The 23109-nt window shown below is 57.4% G+C and carries 20 protein-coding genes; 10 read left to right on the plus strand and 10 right to left on the minus strand.

Annotated elements, in window-relative coordinates:
• Positions 1 to 332: 332 nt before the first annotated feature.
• From HVA01_RS09385 to htpX, 8 genes are all read left to right on the plus strand, one after another.
• Positions 333 to 1436 carry a TRAP transporter substrate-binding protein gene (locus HVA01_RS09385; protein ID WP_146875060.1) on the plus strand — a complete coding sequence of 368 codons (1104 nt, stop codon included), beginning with the start codon at positions 333 to 335 and terminating at the stop codon, positions 1434 to 1436.
• The gene (locus tag HVA01_RS09390; protein ID WP_246129570.1) at positions 1417 to 1947 is read left to right on the plus strand and encodes a TRAP transporter small permease subunit; all 531 of its coding nucleotides are present in this window, start codon (positions 1417 to 1419) and stop codon (positions 1945 to 1947) included. Before HVA01_RS09385 ends, HVA01_RS09390 begins: the two co-directional genes overlap by 20 nt.
• Positions 1948 to 1950: 3 nt before the next feature.
• Positions 1951 to 3276: a TRAP transporter large permease gene (locus tag HVA01_RS09395; protein WP_146875061.1), complete on the plus strand. Its 1326-nt coding sequence runs from the start codon at positions 1951 to 1953 to the stop codon at positions 3274 to 3276.
• A 55-nt stretch (positions 3277 to 3331) separates the two neighbouring features.
• Positions 3332 to 4918: a gamma-glutamyltransferase family protein gene (locus HVA01_RS09400; RefSeq protein WP_146875062.1), complete on the plus strand. Its 1587-nt coding sequence runs from the start codon at positions 3332 to 3334 to the stop codon at positions 4916 to 4918.
• A 127-nt stretch (positions 4919 to 5045) separates the two neighbouring features.
• Positions 5046 to 5444: a peptide-methionine (R)-S-oxide reductase MsrB gene (gene msrB / locus HVA01_RS09405; protein ID WP_146875063.1), complete on the plus strand. Its 399-nt coding sequence runs from the start codon at positions 5046 to 5048 to the stop codon at positions 5442 to 5444.
• 84 nt (positions 5445 to 5528) lie between these two features.
• On the plus strand, positions 5529 to 6485 hold the full coding sequence (gene ylqF / locus HVA01_RS09410; RefSeq protein WP_146875064.1) for a ribosome biogenesis GTPase YlqF: 957 nt from the start codon (positions 5529 to 5531) through the stop codon (positions 6483 to 6485).
• A gap of 86 nt (positions 6486 to 6571) precedes the next feature.
• Complete coding sequence (locus HVA01_RS09415) at positions 6572 to 7819, plus strand: pyridoxal phosphate-dependent aminotransferase (protein WP_146875065.1); 1248 nt, start codon at positions 6572 to 6574, stop codon at positions 7817 to 7819.
• A 107-nt stretch (positions 7820 to 7926) separates the two neighbouring features.
• On the plus strand, positions 7927 to 8832 hold the full coding sequence (gene htpX / locus HVA01_RS09420) for a protease HtpX (protein WP_146875066.1): 906 nt from the start codon (positions 7927 to 7929) through the stop codon (positions 8830 to 8832).
• Between the two features lie 75 nt (positions 8833 to 8907).
• Here htpX and HVA01_RS17850 read toward each other — a convergent pair whose 3' ends face one another.
• From HVA01_RS17850 to pdxB, 3 genes are all read right to left on the minus strand, one after another.
• Positions 8908 to 9171, minus strand: a complete 264-nt coding sequence (locus HVA01_RS17850) for a type II toxin-antitoxin system RelE family toxin (protein ID WP_146875067.1) — start codon at positions 9169 to 9171, stop codon at positions 8908 to 8910.
• Entirely contained in the window at positions 9158 to 9391 is a 234-nt protein-coding gene (locus HVA01_RS09430; protein ID WP_146875068.1) for an RH3 domain-containing protein, read from the minus strand. Before HVA01_RS09430 ends, HVA01_RS17850 begins: the two co-directional genes overlap by 14 nt.
• Before the next feature lie 78 nt (positions 9392 to 9469).
• A complete protein-coding gene (gene pdxB, locus HVA01_RS09435) occupies positions 9470 to 10615 on the minus strand; it encodes a 4-phosphoerythronate dehydrogenase PdxB (RefSeq protein WP_146875069.1) in 1146 nt (381 codons plus the stop codon).
• 98 nt (positions 10616 to 10713) lie between these two features.
• Here pdxB and HVA01_RS09440 point away from each other — a divergent pair, with 98 nt between their 5' ends.
• Positions 10714 to 10995 (plus strand): hypothetical protein, encoded by a 282-nt coding sequence (locus HVA01_RS09440; RefSeq protein WP_146875070.1) that lies wholly within the window; start codon positions 10714 to 10716, stop codon positions 10993 to 10995.
• Positions 10996 to 11016: 21 nt separating this feature from the next.
• On the opposite strand, the gene HVA01_RS09445 is transcribed toward HVA01_RS09440, so the two are convergent.
• Together HVA01_RS09445 and rlmKL are read right to left on the minus strand one after the other, a co-directional pair.
• Positions 11017 to 11352 (minus strand): glutaredoxin family protein, encoded by a 336-nt coding sequence (locus HVA01_RS09445; protein WP_146875071.1) that lies wholly within the window; start codon positions 11350 to 11352, stop codon positions 11017 to 11019.
• 12 nt (positions 11353 to 11364) lie between these two features.
• On the minus strand, positions 11365 to 13602 hold the full coding sequence (gene rlmKL / locus HVA01_RS09450) for a bifunctional 23S rRNA (guanine(2069)-N(7))-methyltransferase RlmK/23S rRNA (guanine(2445)-N(2))-methyltransferase RlmL (protein ID WP_146875072.1): 2238 nt from the start codon (positions 13600 to 13602) through the stop codon (positions 11365 to 11367).
• Positions 13603 to 13939: 337 nt separating this feature from the next.
• On the opposite strand from rlmKL, the gene rmf reads away from it, so the two are divergent.
• Complete coding sequence (gene rmf / locus HVA01_RS09455) at positions 13940 to 14149, plus strand: ribosome modulation factor (protein ID WP_146875073.1); 210 nt, start codon at positions 13940 to 13942, stop codon at positions 14147 to 14149.
• Positions 14150 to 14279: 130 nt separating this feature from the next.
• Here rmf and HVA01_RS09460 read toward each other — a convergent pair whose 3' ends face one another.
• The 5 genes from HVA01_RS09460 to HVA01_RS09480 form a co-directional block, all read right to left on the minus strand.
• Positions 14280 to 15290, minus strand: a complete 1011-nt coding sequence (locus HVA01_RS09460; protein WP_146875074.1) for a quinone-dependent dihydroorotate dehydrogenase — start codon at positions 15288 to 15290, stop codon at positions 14280 to 14282.
• Positions 15291 to 15435: 145 nt separating this feature from the next.
• Positions 15436 to 20259, minus strand: a complete 4824-nt coding sequence (locus HVA01_RS09465) for an NAD-glutamate dehydrogenase (RefSeq protein WP_146875075.1) — start codon at positions 20257 to 20259, stop codon at positions 15436 to 15438.
• A gap of 158 nt (positions 20260 to 20417) precedes the next feature.
• Entirely contained in the window at positions 20418 to 21554 is a 1137-nt protein-coding gene (trmA, locus tag HVA01_RS09470; RefSeq protein WP_146875076.1) for a tRNA (uridine(54)-C5)-methyltransferase TrmA, read from the minus strand.
• Positions 21555 to 21577: 23 nt separating this feature from the next.
• On the minus strand, positions 21578 to 22381 hold the full coding sequence (gene murI / locus HVA01_RS09475; RefSeq protein WP_146875077.1) for a glutamate racemase: 804 nt from the start codon (positions 22379 to 22381) through the stop codon (positions 21578 to 21580).
• Between the two features lie 91 nt (positions 22382 to 22472).
• Complete coding sequence (locus tag HVA01_RS09480) at positions 22473 to 23018, minus strand: hemerythrin domain-containing protein (protein ID WP_146875078.1); 546 nt, start codon at positions 23016 to 23018, stop codon at positions 22473 to 22475.
• Positions 23019 to 23109 lie beyond the last annotated feature (91 nt).

Consider the following 23109-nt stretch of genomic DNA (forward strand, 5'->3'; position numbering starts at 1 on the left):
TTGCATTGCCTCGTCGAGGTGGCGCGTATGTTACTCAGCGCTTGTTGTGCTGTCAAGCACTCCGCCATCACTTGGCTAACTGCCCCACTTTCAACCGCCTGCCCCTGAAAAGCAGTTCCTACCCTGGCAGAACGCACACTGAGGGTGCCTTGTGCACTCAGGAGGCGCCATAACGGTGCAAGCGGTTATTTTTCCTGTACTTAGCCTTGCCATTGGCAACCTACAAAATCCTTAAAAATCTTTTATTTATAATAAAATCGATTTTCTTGGCACACCCCTTGCTACCTCATTATGTTCCTTTGCTGACCCATTCCCCATTAATGAGGTGTGCGATGTCCTTATCCCGCCGCAAGTTTCTTACCACAGCTGCAGTCTCCTCCACTGCTGGCCTAGTGCTGGGCGCCCCTTCGATCGCCCGCGCACAATCCTCAGAAAGCTTTAACTGGCGTATGACCAACGCCTACCCACCCGGCTCGCCCTTCTACGTGGAAGGCCCTGGCAGCCCCACTGATGTGATTGCCAAAATCAACGCCATGTCCGGCGGGCGCCTTAACATTCAACACTACGCGTCCGGTGAGCTGATCCCAGCCTTTGAAGGCTTCGAGGCCGTTCAAAGCGGCACCATCGAAATGAACGCCGCTAATAGCTACTTCTGGTCGGGCACTACGTTCGCCGCTCAGTATTTCACCACGGTGCCCTTTGGAATGAGCTTTATGGGCCATATGGCGTGGCTTTATCACGGCGGTGGTTTGGAGCTTTGGCACGAAGTGTATGAGCCGTACGGCATGGTGGCCTTCCCGCTGAACAACACCGGCGTGCAGATGACCGGCTGGTTCCGCGAACCAATCGAGGATATTAGCCAGCTTAACGGCCTGCGCATGCGCGTTCCCGGCTTAGCAGGCCAAGTCTACTCCTCGCTGGGTGTCGATGCCCGCGTACTGCCCGGTGGTGAAATTTTCCCGGCACTGGAGCGTGGCGTGATTGACGCAGCCGAGTTTGTCGGTCCCTTCCAGGACCGCCGCATGGGTCTGCATAACGCTGCCAAGTTCTACCACACCACTGGCTGGCACGAACCGGCTACCACCGGCGAGCTGCTGATTTCCAAGTCCCATTGGGATAGCCTGCCCGAAGACCTGCAGATGATTGTCAAGAGCGCCTGTATGGCCGCCTGCCTGGAAAGTGTGACCTGGTCTGAAGCCGTCAACGGTGAGGCACTAACGGATCTGGTAGAGAACGAAGGGGTTTCCGCCAGCATGCTACCCGAGCCGGTCATCGCGGCGCTCCGCGAAGCCACTATGGACACGCTTTCAACCGAAGCCGATGCCGACCCACTCGTGCGCAAAGTGCACGACAGCTACATGGCGTTTAAAGCCAATCACGACCTCTGGGCGGGTGCCAGTGAACGCGCGTGGCTAAATGACATTATTGGAGTCTGATATGCGCGCCGTGGCAACGTTTGTCCACGGAGTCGAGGCAGTGGTCCGGCTATTTGGCTTGATCGCTGCCTGGACCTGCGTGGTACTGGTTGGATTAGTCGCCGGCGACGTGCTGTTGCGCTACGTGTTTCGAATTGGCGCGGTCTGGCTACAGGAGCTCCAGTGGCACTTGATCTCGCCCATCGCCCTATTCGGTATGTCGTATCTACTGCTGATGGGCGAGCAGGTGCGCGTGGACGTTTTTTACGAGCGCTTTCCAGCCGGTGTGCAACGGGTGATTGAAGTCATCGGCGGGCTATTGCTGCTGGTCATGGGGCTGTATATCGCCTGGCTGACGCTGCCCTGGATTGCCCAGTCGTTCGTCCGTGGTGAAGCGTCGCCGAACCCCGGCGGCCTGCCCCTACGCTGGCTACTCAAATCGCTGATTCCATTTGGTTTTGTCCTTCTCGCACTACAAGGGCTGGCCCACGCGCTGCGTCATATTTTCGCCCTGCCCACACGAGGTGAATAACACATGTCTCCCAATGAATGGCTAGCGATCGGCATGATCGTGGCTTTTTTCGTGTTCTTGCTAATTGGCATTCCGGTGGGTATCAGCATCGCGGCCACGGCTTTCTTTTTTGGCTATATCGGCTTTGGCCCGATGCTGTTTAATCTACTGCCGTCGCGTATTTACGGCGTGATTACCAATTACACCTTCATGGCCATTCCACTGTTTGTGTTTATGGGAGTGATGCTGGAGAAGTCGAAACTGGCTGAAGAGTTGATTGATGTGATCGGCCACCTGTTCGGTGGCCTGTCGGGCGGCATGGGCGTGGCAATTATCTTAGTCGGGGTGCTGTTAGGCGCCGCCACGGGCATTGTTGGCGCCACTATCGTCACCCTTGGATTACTCACGCTGCCGACGCTGCTTCGCCGCGGCTACCCTAAAACCCTGGCCACCGGCATGATTTGCGCGTCCGGCACCTTGGGGCAGATTATTCCGCCTAGCTTGGTGCTGATTCTGCTCGCGGAAATTCTCGGTGAATCGGTCGGTACGATGTTCGCTGCCGCCATGGTGCCGGGGCTAACGCTGGCGGCGGTGTATGTGATCGCCATCCTGGTGGTCGCCAAGCTCAACCCTAACCTAATGCCGCCAATTCCCGCTGAGGAGCGGGCAGCCATGAGCCGGCGCCAGCTCATAGGTAAAGTGATCACCGTGGTGGGCCCGCCGGTGGGCTTGGTATTTGCCGTATTAGGTTCGATTATTGGTGGCATTGCCGCCCCTACCGAGGCCGCCTCCATGGGCGCGCTCGGGTCACTGGTATTTGTCGCCTGCTCTGGGCGGCTAACCTTTGGGCTACTTAAAGAAGTTGCCAAAGGCACGCTGGTGATCTCGGCGATGGTGTTCTTTATCTTAATCAGCGCGCAGGTGTTTGGCCTGGCGTTTCGCGGCTTGGGCGGCGAGCACTTGGTTGCCCGTATGTTTGACTGGGTACCCGGTGGTGAGTTGGGCGCCATGCTGTTTATGCTACTGCTGATGTTTGTACTGGGCTTCTTCCTGGAGTGGATTGAGATCAGCTATATTGCCCTACCGTTGTTTTTGCCGTTCTTTGTCCAGATGGGCGTCGATATGGTGTGGTTGGGCATTCTGGTCGGCCTGGTACTGCAAACCTCGTTTCTCACCCCGCCATTTGGCTGGGCGCTGTTTTTCCTTAAAGGCGTCGCCCCCAAAGGCGTTACCACGCTGGATATTTACAAAGGTGCGCTACCCTTTATCGGTTTACAGTTTGTCGCCGTGGCGCTGGTGTTTGTCTTTCCCAGCATTGCGACCTGGCTGCCCAAAGCGATTGGCTGGTAGCAACGCCGCATCAAAGATTTTAATAACAATCACTTAAACATAAAGGATACGCATTATGCTGCACACCCAACGTAGTTACGGCGGCAGCTGTGTCGCCCCTCATCACCTAGCCGCCAGCGCCGGGCGCGACGTGCTGAAACAGGGTGGCAATGCAGTTGAGGCAATGGTCGCCGCTGCCGCTGCCATTGCGGTGGTTTACCCGCATATGAACGCTTTGGGCGGCGATGGCTTCTGGTTAATCCATGAGCCGGGCAAAGCGCCCATTGCCATTGACGCCTGCGGCCCGGCAGCAGGATTAGCCGACGCGCATTTCTACGCCGGTGAATTGCAGATCCCCGAGCGCGGCCCTAAAGCCGCCTTGACCATGGCCGGCACTATTGGCGGCTGGCAGGAGGCGCTAAATGTTGCCGCCCATTGGGGCAAGTCACTGCCCCTAACAACGCTACTGGCCGATGCCATTCATCATGCCGAAGCGGGTGTCGCCGTTACGCAAAGCCAGGAAGCGCTCACCGCCAAACACCTTGAGCGCCTGTCTCAAAGCCCTGGCTTTAGTGAGGCCCTGCTGCTCAACGGCAAGGTGCCCCGTGAAGGCGAACGACTGCGCCAGCCGCGCTTGGCCGCCACCTTTAAACGCTTGGCGGAAGCGGGGTTAGATGACTTTTACCGCGGTGAGCTGGCCGCCAGTATGGCGCGGGATTTAGAAGCAGTGGGTAGCCCACTGCGTCTGGCAGACTTTCACGCCTACCGTGCCCAACAAGTCACGCCATTGGAAGTAACGCTGCAAGATGCCACGCTGTATAACCTGCCCGCGCCCACTCAGGGCATGGCCTCATTAATGATTTTGGGCATCTACGAGCGCTTAAAAGCCGCCGAGCCAAACGGCTTTGATCACTTGCACGGGGTAATTGAAGCGACCAAGCGGGCTTTCATTCTGCGCGACCAAAACGTCACCGACCCCGGCCGCGTGCCGACACCGCTGCAGGGCTTACTCAGCGCAGAGAATATCGGCTTGGAGGCGGCGCGCATTGACCCCCAGCACGCCCTGCCCTGGCCCCACGAACCCGCCCCTGGGGATACCATCTGGATGGGCACCGTGGACAGCGAAGGCCGTTCGGTGAGCTTTATTCAGAGTATCTATTGGGAGTTTGGCAGCGGCGTGGTGCTGTCGGAAAGTGGCGTGCTGTGGCAAAACCGTGGCATCAGCTTTTCGCTTAACCCCGACGACCTGCGCGCCTTAGCCCCTGGCCGCAAACCCTTCCACACCTTAAACCCGGCGCTGGCCAAGTTTAACGATGGCCGCACCATGGTCTACGGCACCATGGGCGGCGAAGGCCAGCCGCAAACCCAGGCGGCGGTGTTCTCACGCTATGCGTTGCACGGTATGCCTCTGCAGCAGGCGATCACCTCACCACGCTGGCTACTGGGCCGCACCTGGGGTGACACCAGTACCAATCTGAAACTGGAGAACCGTTTTGACGAAGCCCTAGTCAACGCCCTGGCTACAGCGGGCCACGATGTGGAAGTGCTGCCCGAGGCGTTTAGCGACACCATGGGCCATGCGGGCGGCATCGTGCATCATCCGGATGGGCTGATAGAAAGTGCCCACGACCCGCGCAGTAACGGCGGTGCGGCCAGCGTGTGAACACTCTCCACGCCGTTTTCAGCAGGCTGAACTTGTGTAAGTGACTGGCTGTCACTTACATAAGTGATAAGCTAGTCTGCTTATAAAGCCTCTGCAGAGTGGCAAACCAGAGGGAGAGGAGAACCCCATGGCGAAAATCGAAAAATCCCCTGACGAGTGGCAACAGCAGTTAACACCCGAGCAGTATCGGGTGGCACGCGAGAAAGGCACCGAACGCCCCTTCACCGGCGACTATCAGGTGCGCGATGCGCAGGGTATTTACCACTGCGTGTGTTGTAATGCGCCGTTGTTTGAGAACGAGCATAAGTTTGACGCTGGCTGCGGCTGGCCAAGCTTTGATCGGCCGCTGGGCACCCGTTGTGTGGAAGAGCATACCGACACTACCCACGGCATGCGGCGCACCGAGGTGGTCTGCTCTCACTGCGATGCACACCTAGGCCACGTCTTCCCCGATGGGCCACCCGAGACCACCGGCTTGCGCTACTGCATTAACTCGGTATCACTGGAATTTCACCCCGACGAGTAATCGCCGCTAAAACCCTCTCAAGGAAAACCAGCAAGGCGGGTGCTACAATAGCAGCCCGCTTTTTTGTGCTTGTAGGAGAGACTCATGCTCGGCTGGTTCCCAGGACATATGAACAAGGCCCGCCGCCAGATTGCGGAGGTGCTGCCAGAGATCGACGTCGTGATCGAGGTACTCGATGCGCGCCTACCCTACTCCAGCGCCAACCCGATGCTGGCCGAGCTAACCCGCCATAAGCCGGTGCTGAAAATTCTTTCGCGTGCGGATCTTGCTGATCCAGAGCGGACGGCCGAATGGGTGGCCTTTTTTGATGCCCAGGAAAACATGCGCGCCTTGGCCGTCACCACCACCAACACCCGTGAATTAAAGAAGATTCCCAAGCTGTGCCATGAGCTGGCCGGTGCCGTGCGCGCCGACCGGGATGTACGGGTAATGGTGATGGGTATACCGAATGTCGGAAAATCCACACTGATTAACGGCTTGGCCGGGCGCAAAATCGCCAAAACCGGCAATGAGCCCGCGGTAACCAAGCGCCAGCAAAAGGTGCGCATTGATGGGCGTGTGGCGCTTACCGACACGCCTGGGGTGCTATGGCCCAAAATTGAAGATCAGGCCAGCGCCTATCGCCTCGCGGCTACCGGCGCCATCCGCGATACCGCTATTGAATACACCGATGTGGCGATTGTTACCAGTGCAGAGCTAGCCAAGCGCTACCCGGAAGCGCTCACCAGCCGCTACAAGCTCAAAGAGCTGTCACCTTACGCCGCACCGGACATCCCCCATGACATTGATGCGGATGGCCCGAAAAAACCCGATTTTCTAGCCATTGCCGGCTTCGATGGCAATGCCATCTTGAAAGATATTGCCGCTCGCCGGGGCGGTCTTCGCCCTGGCGGCGCCGTGGACCTGCATCGTGGCGCAGAAGTGCTGCTCCACGAGCTGCGCGATGGCAAACTGGGCCGACTGACGCTGGAAACCCCCGCGGATATTCCGCCGCCGCCAATGCAAAACGACGAAGACAATCAAGCACTTTCCGACGCATAATAGCTTAAAGCCCCCCTACGCCGTTGGGCGTCGTGGGAGGCACTATCGCGCTGGACACTTTTGGGCCACTTTTGGACAAACACCTCATGGACACCCCGCAGTCGCAGGAATCACAGCCGTTAAAGAAATCGCACAAGCTGCACAATGTCTGCTACGACATTCGCGGCCCGGTACTCGACCACGCCAAGCGCCTGGAAGAAGAGGGCCAGCGGATTCTTAAGCTTAACATTGGCAACCCGGCGCCGTTTGGCTTTGAAGCCCCGGAAGAGATCCTCCAGGATGTGATGCGTAACCTGCCTACCGCCCAGGGCTACTGCGACTCCAAAGGGCTCTACTCCGCGCGCAAAGCGATTATGCAGGAGTGCCAGCGCAAGCAGATTCCAGCGGTGGGTATTGAAGATATCTTCATCGGCAACGGCGTGTCTGAGCTGATCGTCATGGCCATGCAGGCGTTGATCAACGACGGCGACGAAGTGCTGATTCCGGCCCCGGACTACCCGCTCTGGACCGCGGCCGCTCACCTTTCCGGCGGCCACGCGGTGCACTACCTGTGCGACGAGCAGGCCGACTGGACGCCCGACATGGCGGACATTCGCGCCAAGATCACCAGCCACACCCGCGCCATTGTGTTGATCAACCCCAACAACCCCACCGGTGCGGTGTATCCCCCCGCGGTGGTCAAAGAAGTGCTGGCAATCGCCAAGCAGCACCATCTGGTGGTGTTCTCTGATGAGATCTACGACAAGATCCTGTATGACGGCATTGAGCACACCGCCACCGGCGCGCTGGCGGATGATGACCAGTTGGTGATTACCATGAACGGTCTCTCCAAAAGCTACCGCTGTGCGGGTTTCCGCTCTGGCTGGATGACCATTTCCGGCACCCTGGCCAAGCTAAACGCCAAGGACTATATCCAGGGGCTGAATATGCTCGCCTCGATGCGCTTATGTGCCAACGTGCCTGCCCAGCACGCGATTCAAACCGCGCTGGGGGGCTATCAGTCGATCAATGATTTAATCCTGCCCGGCGGGCGGCTACTGGCCCAGCGCGATATCACCGTTGAGAAGCTGAATGCGATCCCCGGTGTTTCCTGTGTCACGCCCAAAGGCGCGCTTTATGCGTTTCCGCGGCTCGACCCCAAGGTGTTTAATATCAAAGATGACCAGCAGCTGGTGCTGGATCTGCTGCTGCAGGAAAAAATCTTACTGGTTCAGGGGACGGCCTTTAACTGGCCGGAACCCGATCATGTGCGCATTGTGACCTTGCCCTGGGCAGATCAGCTGGGCGATGCACTCGACCGCTTTGCCAATTTCTTGTCGCGCTATCGCCAGTAAGTCTGGGTAACTTAAACATCGCTATGACTTGAAACTGCCATGAACAGCACGTATCTAAGCCATTATTCTAGCAACGCTTCGATCAACCTTAAGGGAGAACCCCCACCATGATGCGAATTTTGCTGTTTTTAGGCACCAACATAGCGGTCTTGCTGGTCGCCAGCATTACCCTGCGCCTGCTAGGCGTCGAGAGCTATCTACGTGGCCAGGGCATCAACTTCACCAGCCTGCTGATTTTCTGCTTTATCTTCGGCATGGCGGGTTCCATCATCTCGCTGTTGATTTCTAAATGGATGGCCAAGCGCAGTACCGGCGCGGTGATTATCGAAAAGCCCTCCAACAGCACCGAGCAGTGGTTGCTGGATACCGTCGCCGAACTCGCCCACCAGGCCGGCATTAAAACCCCGGAAGTCGGCATATTCCCCGCCCAGCAGTCCAACGCTTTCGCCACCGGCTGGAACAAAGACGATGCGCTGGTGGCCGTTTCAGCTGGCTTATTGAACCGCATGCAACCAGAAGAGGTACGCGCGGTACTGGCCCACGAAATTGGTCACGTGGCGAATGGTGATATGGTCACCCTGGCGCTGATTCAAGGCGTAGTGAACACCTTTGTGATGTTCTTTGCCCGGGTAGTGGCGCACTTGGTCGACAATTTCCTACGCAGCCGTAGTGAAGGCGGTGGTGGCCTGGGCTTTATGGGCTACTTTGCGGTGGTCATGGTCGCTGAGATCGTGTTTGGTCTTTTGGCCTCGGCTATTGTCGCCTGGTTCTCACGCTTTCGTGAATACCGCGCCGATGAAGCGGGTGCACGCTTGGCGGGCACTAACGCCATGGTCAGCGCGCTGGCGCGCTTAAAAAGCGAAACTGAAATGCCCGATCAAATGCCCGATACGCTGCGTGCCATGGCCATCACCAAAGGCCAAACGCGCTCGCTGGTGGAGAAAATGTTTGCCAGTCACCCGCCGCTGGATGAGCGTATCCGCGCGCTAAAAGAAGCCGCTTATCGTCAGTAAGTGTTTCAGCAACTCCCTACATTTAAGGCCCGCATCTGCGGGTCTTATTATGCTGTGCGTCTAGCATCTGGCTAATCAGCTACGCTTATAGACTTGCTTTCGGTGACCAACCTTAACGACAGTCACGATAAGAAGTTCATCTGCCACTTCATATATAATTCTATAAACGCCCTGCCGGACACGATAGCGCTCTTGCCCTGAAAGCTTTTCACTACCGACAGGGCGAGGATTTTCTTGCAATTCCTCTATGCGCTGAAGAATGCGGGTAACGTCTTTGTTGGGAATGGGCCGAAAATCTTTGGCGACAGATTGCCTGAAGACGAGCTTATAATTTGCCATGAGCCTTCAAATCGTCCAGCAACGCCTCATAGCTCATTGTTGGTTCGGAAACCCGCTCCTCGAATGCCGCCAAGTCCTCCTGATCTTCAGCCAATGCCGCCCGAACAGCATCGTTAACGATATCTGATAACGAACGATGCGTATGCGCGGCCTTCAAACGCAACGCCGCATGTAACTGAGGATCAAAATAAACCGTAGAACGCTTCGATGTCTCACTCATGATATTGCCCAAAGCCAGTAACGTCTTAGCACTATAGCGTTAGAGCATCAAAGCGTCAAAAATACCACTAGCCATCGTTTAGTTACTACTTACATCAAACCCTGCCCCACGCAGTATGACCTCTAGCGCCACCGCCTCCCCTGACAGCTGCACATTGAGCGTGGCGAATTCACGCCGCAGTGGGTAGTTGGCGCGGTAGTCATCAAAGCCTTTGCGCATGCCGTGATGCTGGGTTTGGCGCTGTAACGCATCGTGGTCGCGGCGTACGTCGTACACGGCGCGCATGCAGAGCCGCAGGGCATCTTCGGGCGGTAGTGCGTCTTGCAAATGCAGCGATGCCAGCGCGGGCGATGGGCAAATATCGGCAAAGGTTAGGTCGCTTGGTTGGTCGCAGTCACGGGCCAGCGCCTGCTGAATCATCCAGGTGCCACGTAGCTTGCCATCCAGGCTATGCCCGGCAATATGCGGCGTTGCCAGGGAGACCATGTCGCGTAAACTCGCATCGATGTCCGGCTCCTCTTCCCACACATCCAGCACGGCACTGATATCGCCCTTGCCCGCCAAACGACTACGCAGGGCTAGCCCATCCACACAGTCGCCGCGCCCGGCATTGAGCAACACGCTGCCCGGCGCTAGTTCATCGATACGTTGAGCGTTGAATAGCTGATAAGTCGCGTGCGGGCCTTCACGGGTCAGTGGCATATGCAGGCAGAGCACGTCACAGCGCTCGATCAGAGCGTCCAAAGAGTGAAACGCCTGCCCAGGCGCCGCTTCCGCTCTGGGCGGGTCACAGGCAAGCGTTGCCACACCCATGGCGGTTAGCCGTGCCTGCAGTCGGCTACCCACATTGCCTACCCCCACAATGCCCACGGTCCGCTCGCCAAGCGCCCAGCCATCGCGCTCCGCCAGGGTCAATAAACTGCTCAACACGTAATCCACCACCGCTTCGGCGTTGCAACCGGGGGCGCTGGCGAACGTTATATCGCGCTGGGCAAGCACCGCCTGATCGATATGATCGGTGCCGATGGTGCAGGTGCCAATAAAGCGCACGGAGCTATCGGCAAGCAGTTTATCGTTGACCTGGGTAATCGAGCGCACGATAAGCGCATCGGCATGCTTTAGATGGGCGGCGTTGATCTCCCGCCCTGGCACGCGGGTGAGCTTACCGAAATGGCTAAAGCAGGCATCAGCAGCGGGGATGTTGGCGTCGATGACAAGTTTCATAGGCGTTTGGGTATCCGGGCTTTACAATACGCCCGCGACGGCTTGATGGGCAGGCGTGTTTCAAGGCTATCTTTTAAGGACTATCTAAGGAGAATGTTGTGATCGTACGCTGGGAAACCAACCATGACTATGTGTTGGTTCATATTCACCAGGATATGTTTGGTGACTGGATTTTCAGCCGTGCCTGGGGCCAAATCGGCACTCAGTTCGGCGGCCTGAAACATCAGCTAGCCGATACGCTGGAGCAAGCCCATATGTGGCTTGAGGATGAAACCACTATCCAGTCCTCGCGGGGTTTTCGCAAAGTGCTGGAAGTGGCCGACCATACCCCAGAAGGTCAGGAGGCCATGCGCCAACTCTCGCTACTGGATATGCTTTAGCCACTCATTGCAGCCCAGGGATTAGCCCAGAAAACGCCGCCCGTTACGCTCATGGGCACTGTTGGGCTGCGTAGTATCTGGCGGCGCTGTCAACGCCGCCAGAGCCACCTCATCCAGCCAGCCGCGTTCGCGCAGCCAGACGCTTAATCGCTCCGGTTCAAAACCGCGATCAAGCTCATTGCCACGACTATCCACCAGCACCGGGATTCGCACGCCGTAGCGCTCAACCAAGGCGTCGTCGTCGCTAATTTCGATGTGATGTAGCCACACCTTTTGATTGGCCAGCGCGGCCACCAGTGCTTCTAACTGGCTGCACAGATGGCAACCCATCGTTGTGTATAGCGATAGCTGAATCATGCAGAAGCTCTCTTATAACGCCTTATGGCGAAGTAAAAACACATGGTGCAAGTTCGTGCGTCGCTGAAAATCAGGGTCAAAGCTACGCCCGGTGATGTCTTCTACTGCAAATTGCTCGCTAAGCGCTTCATCGAGTTTAAAGCGGCGTTGGTTATTAGAAAACACCAGGGTGCCACCGGGTGCCAAGCGCGCCATGGCCAGCTCCACAAGCCGCGGGTGGTCACGCTGCACGTCGAGGGTATCGCGCATTTTCTTGGAATTTGAAAACGTCGGTGGATCCATAAAGATCAAGTCAAACTCGGCGTTGGCGGTTTCCAGCCAGCGGAAGCAGTCGTCGCGAACCACGCGATGCAGCCGCGTGTCGAGCTTATTCAGCGCAAAGTTGTCCTTGGCCCATTCCAGGTAGGTATTGGACATATCCACGCTGACACTGTCACTGGCGCCGCCTAATGCCGCTTGCACCGTCGCCGTCGCCGTGTAACAAAACAGGTTTAAAAAGCGCTTACCGCTGGCCATTTCGGCGATCATACGGCGTACCGGACGGTGGTCAAGAAACAGTCCGGTATCCAGGTAGTCGCGCAGATTGACCCATAGCCGCGCATCGCCTTCCTGCACTTCAAAACGCTCCCCGCTGGCGGCGCGTTTCTGGTACTGGGCGCTGCCGGTTTGGCGTTCTCGGCGTTTGATATAGATCTTGCTGGCATCAACGTTGAGTGCCTCGGGCATCACTTCCAAGGCGTCGTACAAGCGCTTCTGCGCCTGAGCCGGGTTGATCGAACTCGGCGCCGCGTACTCTTGAACATGCACGCGGTCGCCGTAGCGGTCTACCGCCAGGGCATACTCGGGCATATCGGCGTCATAGACGCGATAGCTGGTTTCGCCGCTCTGTTTCAGCCATTTCTTCAAGCGCTTCTGATTTTTGATCAGCCGATTGGCAAACATCTGGGCATTGTCTTGGTTTTTATGAGCAGCCTGCTCTTCGCTCGCCACCTCACTGGGCGTGGCCTCTGCCTGGGTCTCAGGCAGTGCGGGCGCAACATCGCTTGCCGCAGGCGAATGCTCGGCACCACCAATTTCCATAAGCAGCAGCTTGGCGTCCAAGGCGCCATTTTTGAGCGCGTACTGCTTGTGCGCGCGCATCCCCAGCCGGTGGCCGAGATCTGGGTTGCCGGTGAACACCGCCAGGGTCCAGCCGGGGAACAGCGCTTTGGCTTTTTCACCGAGCTGGGCATAAAGGCGCACCAGCTCAGGCAATTCGCCCAGGCGCTCGCCGTAAGGCGGGTTGGTAATCAGCAGGCCGCTTTCCGCGGTGAGCGTTTCCGGCCGGGTAAGCTGACCGAGACTTTGCCCGTGTAGGCTAATCAACGCGGGAATACCTGCCCGCATGGCATTGGCTTTCGCCGCAGTGAGTGCCGCTGGGCTCTGGTCGAAGCCTAATAGCTGGGCTTTGCAGCGTTTTCTACCGATCGACGCGCGTGCTTCGGCTTCACGCTTCTGCTCCCGCCACGCTTCGTCATCGTGCCCTGCCCAGCCGTGAAAGCCGAACCGCTCACGGTTCAGGTTTGGCGCCTGGTCGGCGGCCATCATGGCGGCTTCAATCAGCAGCGTGCCCGCGCCACACAGCGGATCGATCAACGGCTCCCCTGCTTTTAAGCGCTCGGGCCAGCCCGCACGCACCAATAGCGCCGCGGCTAGGTTCTCTTTTAGCGGTGCATGGCCTACATCGCGGCGATAACCCCGGCGATGCAAACTCTCCCCAGAGAGGTCCAGGCCGATGGTTAAGTTCATCCGGTGCAGGTGCGCGTAGATACGCAGATGCGGGGTTTTGGTATCAACGTTAGGGCGTTCCTGCCCGGCCAGCTGGAGGGCATCGACCACGCCGTCTTTAACGGTTTGCGCGCCAAAGCGGGTATGGCGGATATGTTCGCTGCGACCGTGAAAATCCACCGCCAGCGTATTACCCGGCGCCAAGTGCTGGGACCACGCGATCCGCGCGACCACGTCACGCACCTGCTCGGCGGTGTCGATCATCGACTCGCGCACCAGGGTTAAAATAATCCGGTTGGCCAGTCGCGACCACAGGCATACGCGGTAGGCGGTCGCTTGGCTGGCGGTGAAATATACCCCCGCCACCGTGGTTTTGCCCGGCGTGGCCCCCAGCGCTATGAGTTCATCGTGGAGCAGGCCTTCTATGCCTTTAGGGCAGGTGGCTAGCAGGTTTAAAACGGTATTTTGGTTCGACTCGATCATGATAATAGCGGCGCTTAACGGCGCGATATTCCTGTATATAACAAATGAGTTTACGTTTTATGACAATTTGGTAGTCGACAGATAGCCCCATCATGGTCTAACAATAAGAGAGTAGCTACTGAAAAACGCATGCGTTTCTTGTCAGGGTCGGTTCAAAACCAGACCTTTGGCTTGTAAGTATTTTTTGTAAGAGACTGCCGCCCGACCCGTTCAGCTCGTGAGTGCTAGACAGTTGGGTCAATGCGGCATCTCGCTCTTGAAGCAAGCTCTCGGAATAGGGTTGTTTTCGATAACTCTCTATTTCTTATTAAAGGCTTTCGTGAAAAGAGGTTAGCCAATGAAACGGCAAAAACGTGATCGCTTCCAGCGGGCTTATGTCCACGGCTATAAAGCGGGTGTATTGGGTCGTTCTCGTGATGATTGTCCCAGTCAAGAGATCAATTTACGCGAATACTGGATGAGCGGTTGGCGTGAAGGTCGCGGCGACCAATGGGATGGGATGACTGGCATTTCCGGCATCCATAAAAATCCCTTAGTCACGGCCTAACGTTTTATTTTTCAAGGCTGTAAAAAGAAAGATTTTAAGTGAGCCCACCTTAGTGTGGGCTTTTTAGCGGCTGGCGTTCCAGTGGCTGGCATCCCAGCGGCTGGCGCCCCAGCGGCTGGCGCCCCAGCGGCTACCCCTTGAGTGCGCGGGCACATTCACTTACCAGCGCCGGGCCTTGATAAATCAGACCTGAGTAGAGCTGGACTAAATCTGCCCCGGCGGCGATTTTGGCCTGGGCGGCAGCGCCGCTATCGATACCGCCGACGCCGATAATCGGCAGCGTGGGCAAGTGCTCACGCAGTTGGCGAATTACCCGGTTAGACGCTTCAAACACCGGCTTGCCTGATAGCCCACCGGCCTCCTCCGCCTGTGGATCATCCTGCACCGCCTCACGGGAAACTGTGGTGTTGGTGGCAATCACGCCATCCAGGGCATTGCGCTCGATACTTCCCGCCATGAGCGCTACTTCTTCAGCGCTCATATCCGGGGCGATCTTAATTAACAGGGGCACTTCTCGCCCGCCGCTGGCATTTAGCTCGGTGGCACGTGCCCGAATGGGCGCCAGCAGCGCATCCAGCTGTTCACCAAACTGGAGGCTGCGCAGCCCTGGGGTATTCGGCGAAGAGACATTGACGGCAATATAGTCCGCATAGGGGTGCACCGCGTCCAAACAGATCAGGTAGTCATCCAGCGCCTGCTCCACTGAGGTGGTAAGGTTCTTGCCAATATTGATACCCACAATGCCGCCGTAATGGCGATGCTTAACCTGCTGGACAAGGTGCGCAACGCCTTTGTTGTTAAAGCCAAAACGGTTAATGATCGCCTCATGCTGCGCTAACCGAAACAGCCGGGGCTTGGGGTTGCCCGGCTGCGGCTTGGGCGTCACCGTACCCACTTCGACAAAGCCAAAACCTAGCGCCCCCAGGGCATCCAGATGGTCGGCGTTTTTATCCAACCCAGCGGCCAAGCCGACTCGATTAACAAACCGCAGCCCCATCAGCTCAACAGGATCATCCACCGGCGGGCCAAACAGCCGCGCCACCCCGCCCACACGATGCAGTGTGTCCAACGCGCCCAGCGCCATACCGTGGGACCTTTCTGGGTCAACGCGAAAGAAAATCGAGCGGGCGAGGTTGTACATGGCAAGTCTCTTGAAGCAGGGTCAAAATGGGCGCGGCGTTGAAAATGGCTGCTAGTATAACGCAATAAAGCGCGCCCTGGTTGAAAACCAAGACACGCTTTATATAGGTAGGCACGCTTTAACCAAACGAGCTAACCCAGTGGGTTTACGCTTCGCTATCGCTCTCGGCGAGATCCACCAGCTCGCGCACCGCGACGGCGAAGAGCGCAAAGCCACCTTCGCTACCGCCACGCACCTCTTCGATCAGACGACACCAGCGGCGGTGCAGGTCGGCATGCTGGTCCAACCACTGCGCTACCCGCTCCTCGGTATCACGGCTAGCGGCGTCGAGCTTCAACACGCTAATGGCTAGCGCCAGTTGCTGACGCTCAATATCGTCGCGGAAAGTCTCCCGCGCCTGGGCCTGCCAGGCGTCACGCACTTCGAGCTGGGTGACCTGTTGAATCATCCACGGAAGCTCCAGGCGATTGCCAATTTCGTACAGCACCTCTGCCACCCGCTGGGGCTTTTCATTGATCAGGCGCGCCGCTTGGATAATACCCAGCCCGGCGTAGAGGCTTGATGAAGCCGCCACCGTTGAGGCCAATGCGTCGGGCACACCGGCATTGAGCAACGCGTCGCGCCGCGTATCCCAGGCGCTCAACTCCTCACCGCTGAGCAGCTCACCAATGCCTTCTTGCAGCTGCGCCAAACGCGGCGCGAAGTACTCGATAGTGTCTTGGGTTGAGAGTCCCAGGTGCTGACGCACAAACCAGCGCGTGGCGCGACGAATCAGACGCATCAGATCGAGCATCATCGAGTACTGAACGCGGTTGGGCACCTGATTATCCAGGGCTTCAATTCGCGCCCACAGCTCCGGCAAATTGAAGCTATCCCGGGCCACGATGTAGCCGCGGGCGATGTCGGCGCGCCCCGCGCCGGTGGAGTCCATCAGGCGGCGAACGAACACGATGCCCATGTGGTCGACCAGGTCATTGGCGACTTGGGTGGCGACAATTTCACGCTTGAGACGGTGCTCGTACATCTCGTCTTTGAAGCGCTCAACCAGCACTGACGGGAACAGCCGCTCCAGATGACGGCGGATATACGGGTCGTCCGGCACGTCAGAGGTAATCAAATCGCCTTTCAGGGTGCTCTTGGCGTAGGAGATCAGTACCGACAGCTCCGGCAGGCGCATCCCTTGAGCGTTACCGGCGCGCTCTCTTAGCACTTCATCGGTGGGCAGGAACTCCAGCTCGCGATCAATTTGCCCGGTGGCTTCTAGTTCACTGATAAAGCGCCGGTAAGGGCCCAGCGATTGATTGGAGAGAATCGCCGACAGATCCAGCGCCTGGCTTTGACGGTAGTTATCCAAAATGACCAGTTCCGAGACTTCATCGGTCATTTCCGCCAGCAGCAGGTTGCGCTGTTTGTCGGTCATGTCACCGCGCTTGACCACTTCATCAATCAGGATCTTGATATTGACCTCATGGTCGGAGCAGTTAACGCCGCCCGCGTTGTCAATAAAGTCGGTATACACCCGCACGCCTTTGGCGGCGGCTTCCATACGCCCGCGCTGGGTTAAGCCGAGGTTACCGCCCTCGCCCACCACACGGCAGTTTAAGTCATCGCCGTTAATGCGCAGGGTATCGTTGGCTTTGTCGCCGACGTCAGCGTCAGTTTCGTCAGAGCCCTTGACGTAGGTACCAATACCGCCGTTCCAGATCAGATCCACCTTGGATTTGAGCATGGCACGGATCAGCTCGTTGGGCGAAAGACGTGCTTCAACAATCCCGAATACCTGCTGCATTTCCGGCGTGATAGTGATCGATTTAGCGCTGCGGCTAAAGATACCGCCACCGGCAGAGATCAGTTCCTGGCGGTAGTCTTGCCAGCTGGAACGGGGCAGCGCAAACAGCCGTTTGCGTTCGTCAAAGGCGGCCTCGGCATCCGGATTGGGATCGATAAAGATATGCAGATGGTTAAAAGCCGCCACCAGCTGGATCTTGTCGGAGAGCAGCATGCCGTTACCAAACACATCGCCCGCCATATCGCCGATGCCTAACACACTGAACGGATCGCGCTGGGTATCCACATCGAGATTTTTAAAGTGTCGCTTAACCGATTCCCAGGCGCCGCGCGCAGTGATACCCATTTTCTTGTGGTCGTAACCGTTGGCGCCGCCAGAGGCAAAGGCATCGCCCAGCCAGTGGCCATACTCAAGAGAAATTGCGTTGGCAATATCCGAGAAGGTGGCGGTGCCTTTGTCGGCCGCTACGACCAGATACGCATCGTCCTCATCGTGGCGCACGACATTTTCCGGCGGCACCACATCGCTTCCCACCAGATTATCGGTTACGTCTAGCAGCGCGCGGATAAAGATTTGATAGCAGGCGATGCCCTCTTTCTGGACGACGTCACGGCTGGCATTGTCCGGCATGCGTTTACATACAAAACCGCCTTTGGCGCCGACCGGGACGATCACCGCGTTCTTAACCTGCTGCGCTTTCACCAGCCCCAACACTTCGGTGCGGTAATCTTCAAAGCGGTCCGACCAGCGCAACCCACCGCGGGCGACTTTGCCGCCGCGCAGGTGCACGCCTTCGACCCGCGGCGAGCAGACAAAAATCTCAAACATCGGCCGCGGTTTGGGAATACCGGTGACTTTGGAGGGTTCGAGCTTGTAGGCGATGTAGTCTTTAAAGCGTCCGTCCTCGGCGAGCTGGTAGTAGTTGGTACGCAGCGTAGCGAGGATCAGCTCCATAAACCGGCGCAATAACTGATCATCGTTAAGGCTGGCAACGGCTTCCAGATGCTCATTTAAGCTCGCGATGCAATCGTCAGTGGCGTGGCTCTGCTCGCCAGGATCAAAGCGCAGGCTAAACAGCTCCACCAACTTGCGGGTAATGGCCGGGTAGTTGGTCAGCGTGGCAGCGATATAGTCCTGAGACATGCCGAAGCGGATCTGTTTTAAATAGCGAGCGTAGCCGCGCAGCATGGCCACTTCGCGCCAATCCAGCCCCGCGCCGATAATCAGCCGGTTGAAGGCGTCATTGTCAGCTTCACCGGCCCAAATGCGCTTAAAGGCTTCGCTAAACACGTCGCGCATCTCGCTTAGACTGACATCCGCGCCGCTGTGCTCCAGTTCGAAATCGTGAATCCAGTAGCGCTGCTCAGGCGAGCTGATATCGTAGGGGCGCTCGCCAATCACGCGCAGGCCAAGGTTTTCCATCATCGGCAGCACGTCGGAAAGCGGGATCTGCGATTCGCGGTGGAACAGCTTCAGGTTAACCCCGCCGCCTTGCTCCTCTAACGGCCGATAGAGCGACAGCGAGAGGTCGTTCTCGCTATCCAGTGTTAGCAGGTGCTGAACGTCGAATACTGCCGTACGCGCAGAAAAGTCTTCTCGGTAGCTTGCCGAAAACGCCTCGCGGAACTGATCCATCAGCAGGTTCGCGTGCTCTTCACCGAAGCCTTCGATCATGGCGTTCTGCAGCTCGTCGCGCCAGCTACGCGCTAACCTCGCCACCTTGCTTTCCAGGTGTTTAAGATCGTAGTCGCTGGGCGCGTCGCCATTAAAGCGCAGAATCAATTGGATACGTCCCAGTACCGACTCGGACAAGTAGGTATTGAAATCACCAAAGTGGGCGTCTAGTTCGTCGCACAGCACGCTTTGGATCCTCTGGCGCAGATCCGTAGAGAACACGTCACGGGGGACAAACACCAAGCAGGAGTAAAACTTGCCGCTGACATCGGCGCGAATAAACAGCCGCACCTGGCGGCGCTCGCGGATATTGAGAATGCCCAGCGCGGTGTTGGCCAGCGATTCGGTTTCAATCTGAAACAGATCATCGCGGGGGTAAACTTCCAGCACCTGTAACAGCTGCTTGCCGTTATGTCCCTGGAGATTGAACCCGGCGATATCCATCACTGCCTTTAGCTTGCGGCGCAGCAGCGGAATATTACGCGGCGACTCGTTGTACACCGTCGCGGTGAACAAGCCGAAGAAGCGCCGCTCGCCAATGACCGTGCCGTCGTCGTCGTAGCGGTCAACGGTAATGTAATCAGGGTAGGTAGGACGATGCACCCGCGAGTGATGGGCGCTTTTGGCAAACGATAGCAGTTGCGGCACCAGCACATAAGCGTCTTGCTCACCGACGCCTTCTTGGGTGCGAATACGCTCATGGTAGCGCGGCTGATCCAAGCGAAACACCCCTAGCACGCTATCGGCATCACGCTTTAACTCGCCTTCTTCGAGCCGATATTCGTCGTAACCCAGAAAAGTGAAATTGTCTTTGAGCAGCCACTCGAGGAAGGCAATCGCTTCTTCATGGTCGTCGGGGTCAATTTGTGGCGGACAGTTTTTTTCCAGCTCTTGAATCGACGCGGTAATTTTCGCGCACATGGCGTCGTAATCGCCCACGGCGGTGCGCACATCGCGCAGCACATCGTGCAAGTTGCGTTCAATTTTTTCTAGCAGCGCCTCGTCGGTGTGACGATCGACTTCAATCACAATCAGCGATTCGCGCGCCTCAGGCGCCCGTTCATCTTGCGGGGAGGCTAGCGACTGCAGCTGATGACGGTCGTCGCGGTCAACTGCCAGCACACTGTTTTGAATGGCATGCACCGTCAAGCCGCGGCGATTGAGTTCGATACGGACGGAGTCAACCAGAAACGGCATGTCCTCATGCAGCACCGCCACAAACGTATGCGTCGACTGCCAGCCGTGCTCTTCAAAATCCGGATTAAACACCGTTACCTTGGGGTGTTGCGGATCGTGATGCTGCAAAAACTGCCAGATTGACAGCGTTGCGCCATACAGGTCGTCCAGACGACGATCTATCAGATCTTCTACCGGCACGGTGGCATAAAAGTGTCGGGCAAAGGCAATCACAGCCGCTGCGCGAGCGGGCTCCAGCCGCGCATTTAGCCGATCCTGCAACTGCTCTAAAATATCTTGCCGACTCTCTTCAATCGCAACGTAGTGCATCCATCACCTCGACTGCCTAGGCCATTACACGGCCAAAAAACGAAGGACAATAGGCCTTTAGGCCACTATTCCAAGCCCTAAGCTTACGCTACCTATCGTCGTGTCCCTAATCACTTAACACGTTGTTTATGGCGCATACCGTTGACGCATTAGGCTTATTAAACCTCGCGCCGCTTTAACAGCACGCCGCACTCACAGTGATCGGTAAACGGAAACTGGTCAAACAGCGCGAAGCGTTCAATCCGATGCGTGGTGGTCAGTATGGTCAGGTTTTCAGCTAACGTGGCCGGATTGCATGAAATATACACGATCTGGGCGTACTCGCTGAGTTGCTCACAGCTCTGCGCGTCTAAACCGGCTCGGGGTGGATCGACCAGCACGGTGGAAAAATCATAGTCTTGCAATGCCATCTCCGCCACGCGCCGCCCGGCTTTTTCGCCCTTTAGCGCGAGCGAGAACTCTTCTGCCGACATGCGGCCAATCTGCGCGTTGGTGACCCCGTTGGCTTCAAGGTTGAGGTTGGCACTGGCCACCGAAATACGCGAAATTTCCGTGGCCAGCACGCGGCGGAAATTGTCCGCCAGGGCAATGGTGAAATTGCCGTTGCCGCAGTACAGCTCCACCAGGTCTTTCTTTAAGCCTTCCCGTTTTAAGCCCTCCTGTTGCTGACCAGCGGTCACTTCCCGTGCCCAGCTGAGCATTTTTTGGCAGACATGCGCATTGGGCTGGGTAAAGCTGTTTTCGACCTGCTGATAGTGCAGCGTGCGGCCATCGACTTCTAACCGCTCCCAAACGTGGTCACGGGTAAGTACGATGCGCTGCTTGCGGGAGCGACCAATCACCATAATGCCCAGCTCGGCCTCAAGCGCGCGGGCCTCGCGTTCCCACTCATCGCCCAGGGGGCGGTGGTAAATCAGCGTTACCAGCGCCTCGCCCGACAGCGTGGTTAAAAACTCCACCTGAAACAGCCGCCGACGCAGCTCATCGGAGCGAAGGCAGGCCTTGCGCAGCTGCGGCATTAGCTGATTGATGCGTTCACTTGCGACCGCGTACTGATCTAACCGGACCACCCGCTTATTTTTGGGGTTCTCAGGGTCTACCTCGAACATGGCGTAATAGAGATCGTTCTCTGCGTGCTGTATACGAAACTCGCAGCGCTGACGGTAGTAGCCCGGCGGCGATTCAAACACCTCTAACGCTGGCGGCTGAAAAGCGGCAAACGTGGTTTCCAGATAGTCGCGTTTAGCGGCTAGCTGTTCGGCATAACGTTCAGGTTTTACGACGGGGATAGACAAGGCGACTCCTCTTAACAATTCGATCAGAAGTGGATCATGTTCAGCAACTGGGGTGGCGCAAAGCCATAGCGGGCTAAACCAGCGGTGAGATTAGTGGCGGGCGCGGTGGTAAAGCAGCGGCCATCCTGCTGATCGCTATTGAGTTCATCAACCACTTGCGCCACCCGGCGAGCAATCGCATCGCCGGAATCGACCCAGTACAGCGGCACGGGGGCGAGCTGCGTCAGCCAGGGTTTAAGCAACGGAAAATGGGTGCAGCCCAGCACCACGGTGTCCATTGCTGGGTTAGCGGATGAAGAGGCAGCGGCGTGCCACAGCGGCGCCAGCGCCGTCTGCATGCGCTGGCTATCGGGTGGAATGCCTGCCAGGCACGCTTCTGCCTCGACCACCAGGGCATCGGCCGCCACGCGGGTGATCACACAGTCGCTGGCAAAGCTATCGATCAAGCGCTGGGTATAGGGCCGCCCCACCGTGGCTTTAGTGGCGAGCAGCCCAATATGGCGTGTCTGGCTAATCGCTGCGGCAGGTTTGATCGCAGGCACGGTGCCCACGACAGGGATCGCTAACTGCTCGCGCAAGCTCTCTAATGCCAGCGTGCTGGCAGTATTGCAGGCGACGACCAGCACACTGGGCTGACAGGCGTCGACAGCGGCTTGGCAGACCGCCACGATACGTAACGCCAGCGTGACATCATCGCGCAGGCCATAGGGCAGCCAGGCGTTATCGCAGGCGTAGCACAGGGCTGCCTCAGGGTAGTGTTGACGCAGCGATTGCGCCACGGACAGGCCGCCGACACCGGAATCAAAAATTAATACGGGGCCTTTCATGACTCTGCCTGAAAAAAACGGAGCTGCTAGTTTAGCATGCTCCGCCATTTTATCGATTGCCGATATAGTGCGCGGTGGTTGGCCGCAAGCGCTACACCGCGGGCACATCGGCCCCGCGCAGCTCGGCATAGAGTTCCGGGTAGGCTTGCTGGAGTCGCTCCAACTCCTGCTCAGCGCCTTCGGGCAGGGCTTGGCGCAGCTCTTCCATATCGTCTTGGCTAAAGTGCTTATCAATTAGCGGGAATAGCTCTTCGCGCTCATGGCGTAGATAGGCCCGATGCGCCTCGAGATAGGCTTTTAGATCATCGGCAAAACGATCCATCGGTAGCACGTTATCCATCAGGATCATATCAATATCGTTGGCAAGACGCTGTAAGCGCGGCTTTAATTCACGATAGTCATTGGCCATCTGTTCGGGAAGGTCGAGATGCTCCGGCGCCTTCTCTTGTAGCCGTTCAACGCAGATGCGCTCAAGCGGCGTCGCAAATTTTTCCATATAGGTCAAAATATAGTCGACCACTTCGCGCATCAGCTGGAAATTGGGTCGCTCGCCAAGGGCGAGGGTTTTCTGCTTAAGCTGCAGCACATGGAGCATTCTCGCCATATTGGCATGATCTAAGCGCAGTTGGTTTAACATCGAACCGTCTCCTTTATTTTGTCATGCCTACCGTCGGACCTTGCGGGCTAAGGGCATGCGATCATAAGCGCGTGTAATCAGTACGTATTGT

This window comes from Halovibrio variabilis, assembly GCF_007991175.1.
In the GTDB taxonomy this organism is placed as follows: Bacteria; Pseudomonadota; Gammaproteobacteria; order Pseudomonadales; family Halomonadaceae; genus Vreelandella; species Vreelandella variabilis.

Bases quoted from the DNA above. Each gene is read 5' to 3' on its own strand.
- HVA01_RS09390 (WP_246129570.1), top strand. From the start codon at position 1,417: ATGACATTATTGGAGTCTGATATGCGCGCCGTGGCAACGTTTGTCCAC.
- HVA01_RS09385 (WP_146875060.1), top strand. From the start codon at position 333: ATGTCCTTATCCCGCCGCAAGTTTCTTACCACAGCTGCAGTCTCCTCC.
- HVA01_RS09430 (WP_146875068.1), bottom strand. From the start codon at position 9,391: ATGAGTGAGACATCGAAGCGTTCTACGGTTTATTTTGATCCTCAGTTA.
- rlmKL (WP_146875072.1), bottom strand. From the start codon at position 13,602: ATGATCGAGTCGAACCAAAATACCGTTTTAAACCTGCTAGCCACCTGC.
- pdxB (WP_146875069.1), bottom strand. From the start codon at position 10,615: ATGAAACTTGTCATCGACGCCAACATCCCCGCTGCTGATGCCTGCTTT.
- murI (WP_146875077.1), bottom strand. From the start codon at position 22,381: ATGAAAGGCCCCGTATTAATTTTTGATTCCGGTGTCGGCGGCCTGTCC.
- rmf (WP_146875073.1), top strand. From the start codon at position 13,940: ATGAAACGGCAAAAACGTGATCGCTTCCAGCGGGCTTATGTCCACGGC.
- HVA01_RS09415 (WP_146875065.1), top strand. From the start codon at position 6,572: ATGGACACCCCGCAGTCGCAGGAATCACAGCCGTTAAAGAAATCGCAC.
- ylqF (WP_146875064.1), top strand. From the start codon at position 5,529: ATGCTCGGCTGGTTCCCAGGACATATGAACAAGGCCCGCCGCCAGATT.
- HVA01_RS09480 (WP_146875078.1), bottom strand. From the start codon at position 23,018: ATGTTAAACCAACTGCGCTTAGATCATGCCAATATGGCGAGAATGCTC.
- HVA01_RS09460 (WP_146875074.1), bottom strand. From the start codon at position 15,290: ATGTACAACCTCGCCCGCTCGATTTTCTTTCGCGTTGACCCAGAAAGG.
- msrB (WP_146875063.1), top strand. From the start codon at position 5,046: ATGGCGAAAATCGAAAAATCCCCTGACGAGTGGCAACAGCAGTTAACA.
- htpX (WP_146875066.1), top strand. From the start codon at position 7,927: ATGATGCGAATTTTGCTGTTTTTAGGCACCAACATAGCGGTCTTGCTG.
- HVA01_RS09465 (WP_146875075.1), bottom strand. From the start codon at position 20,259: ATGCACTACGTTGCGATTGAAGAGAGTCGGCAAGATATTTTAGAGCAG.
- HVA01_RS17850 (WP_146875067.1), bottom strand. From the start codon at position 9,171: ATGGCAAATTATAAGCTCGTCTTCAGGCAATCTGTCGCCAAAGATTTT.
- HVA01_RS09395 (WP_146875061.1), top strand. From the start codon at position 1,951: ATGTCTCCCAATGAATGGCTAGCGATCGGCATGATCGTGGCTTTTTTC.
- HVA01_RS09400 (WP_146875062.1), top strand. From the start codon at position 3,332: ATGCTGCACACCCAACGTAGTTACGGCGGCAGCTGTGTCGCCCCTCAT.
- HVA01_RS09445 (WP_146875071.1), bottom strand. From the start codon at position 11,352: ATGATTCAGCTATCGCTATACACAACGATGGGTTGCCATCTGTGCAGC.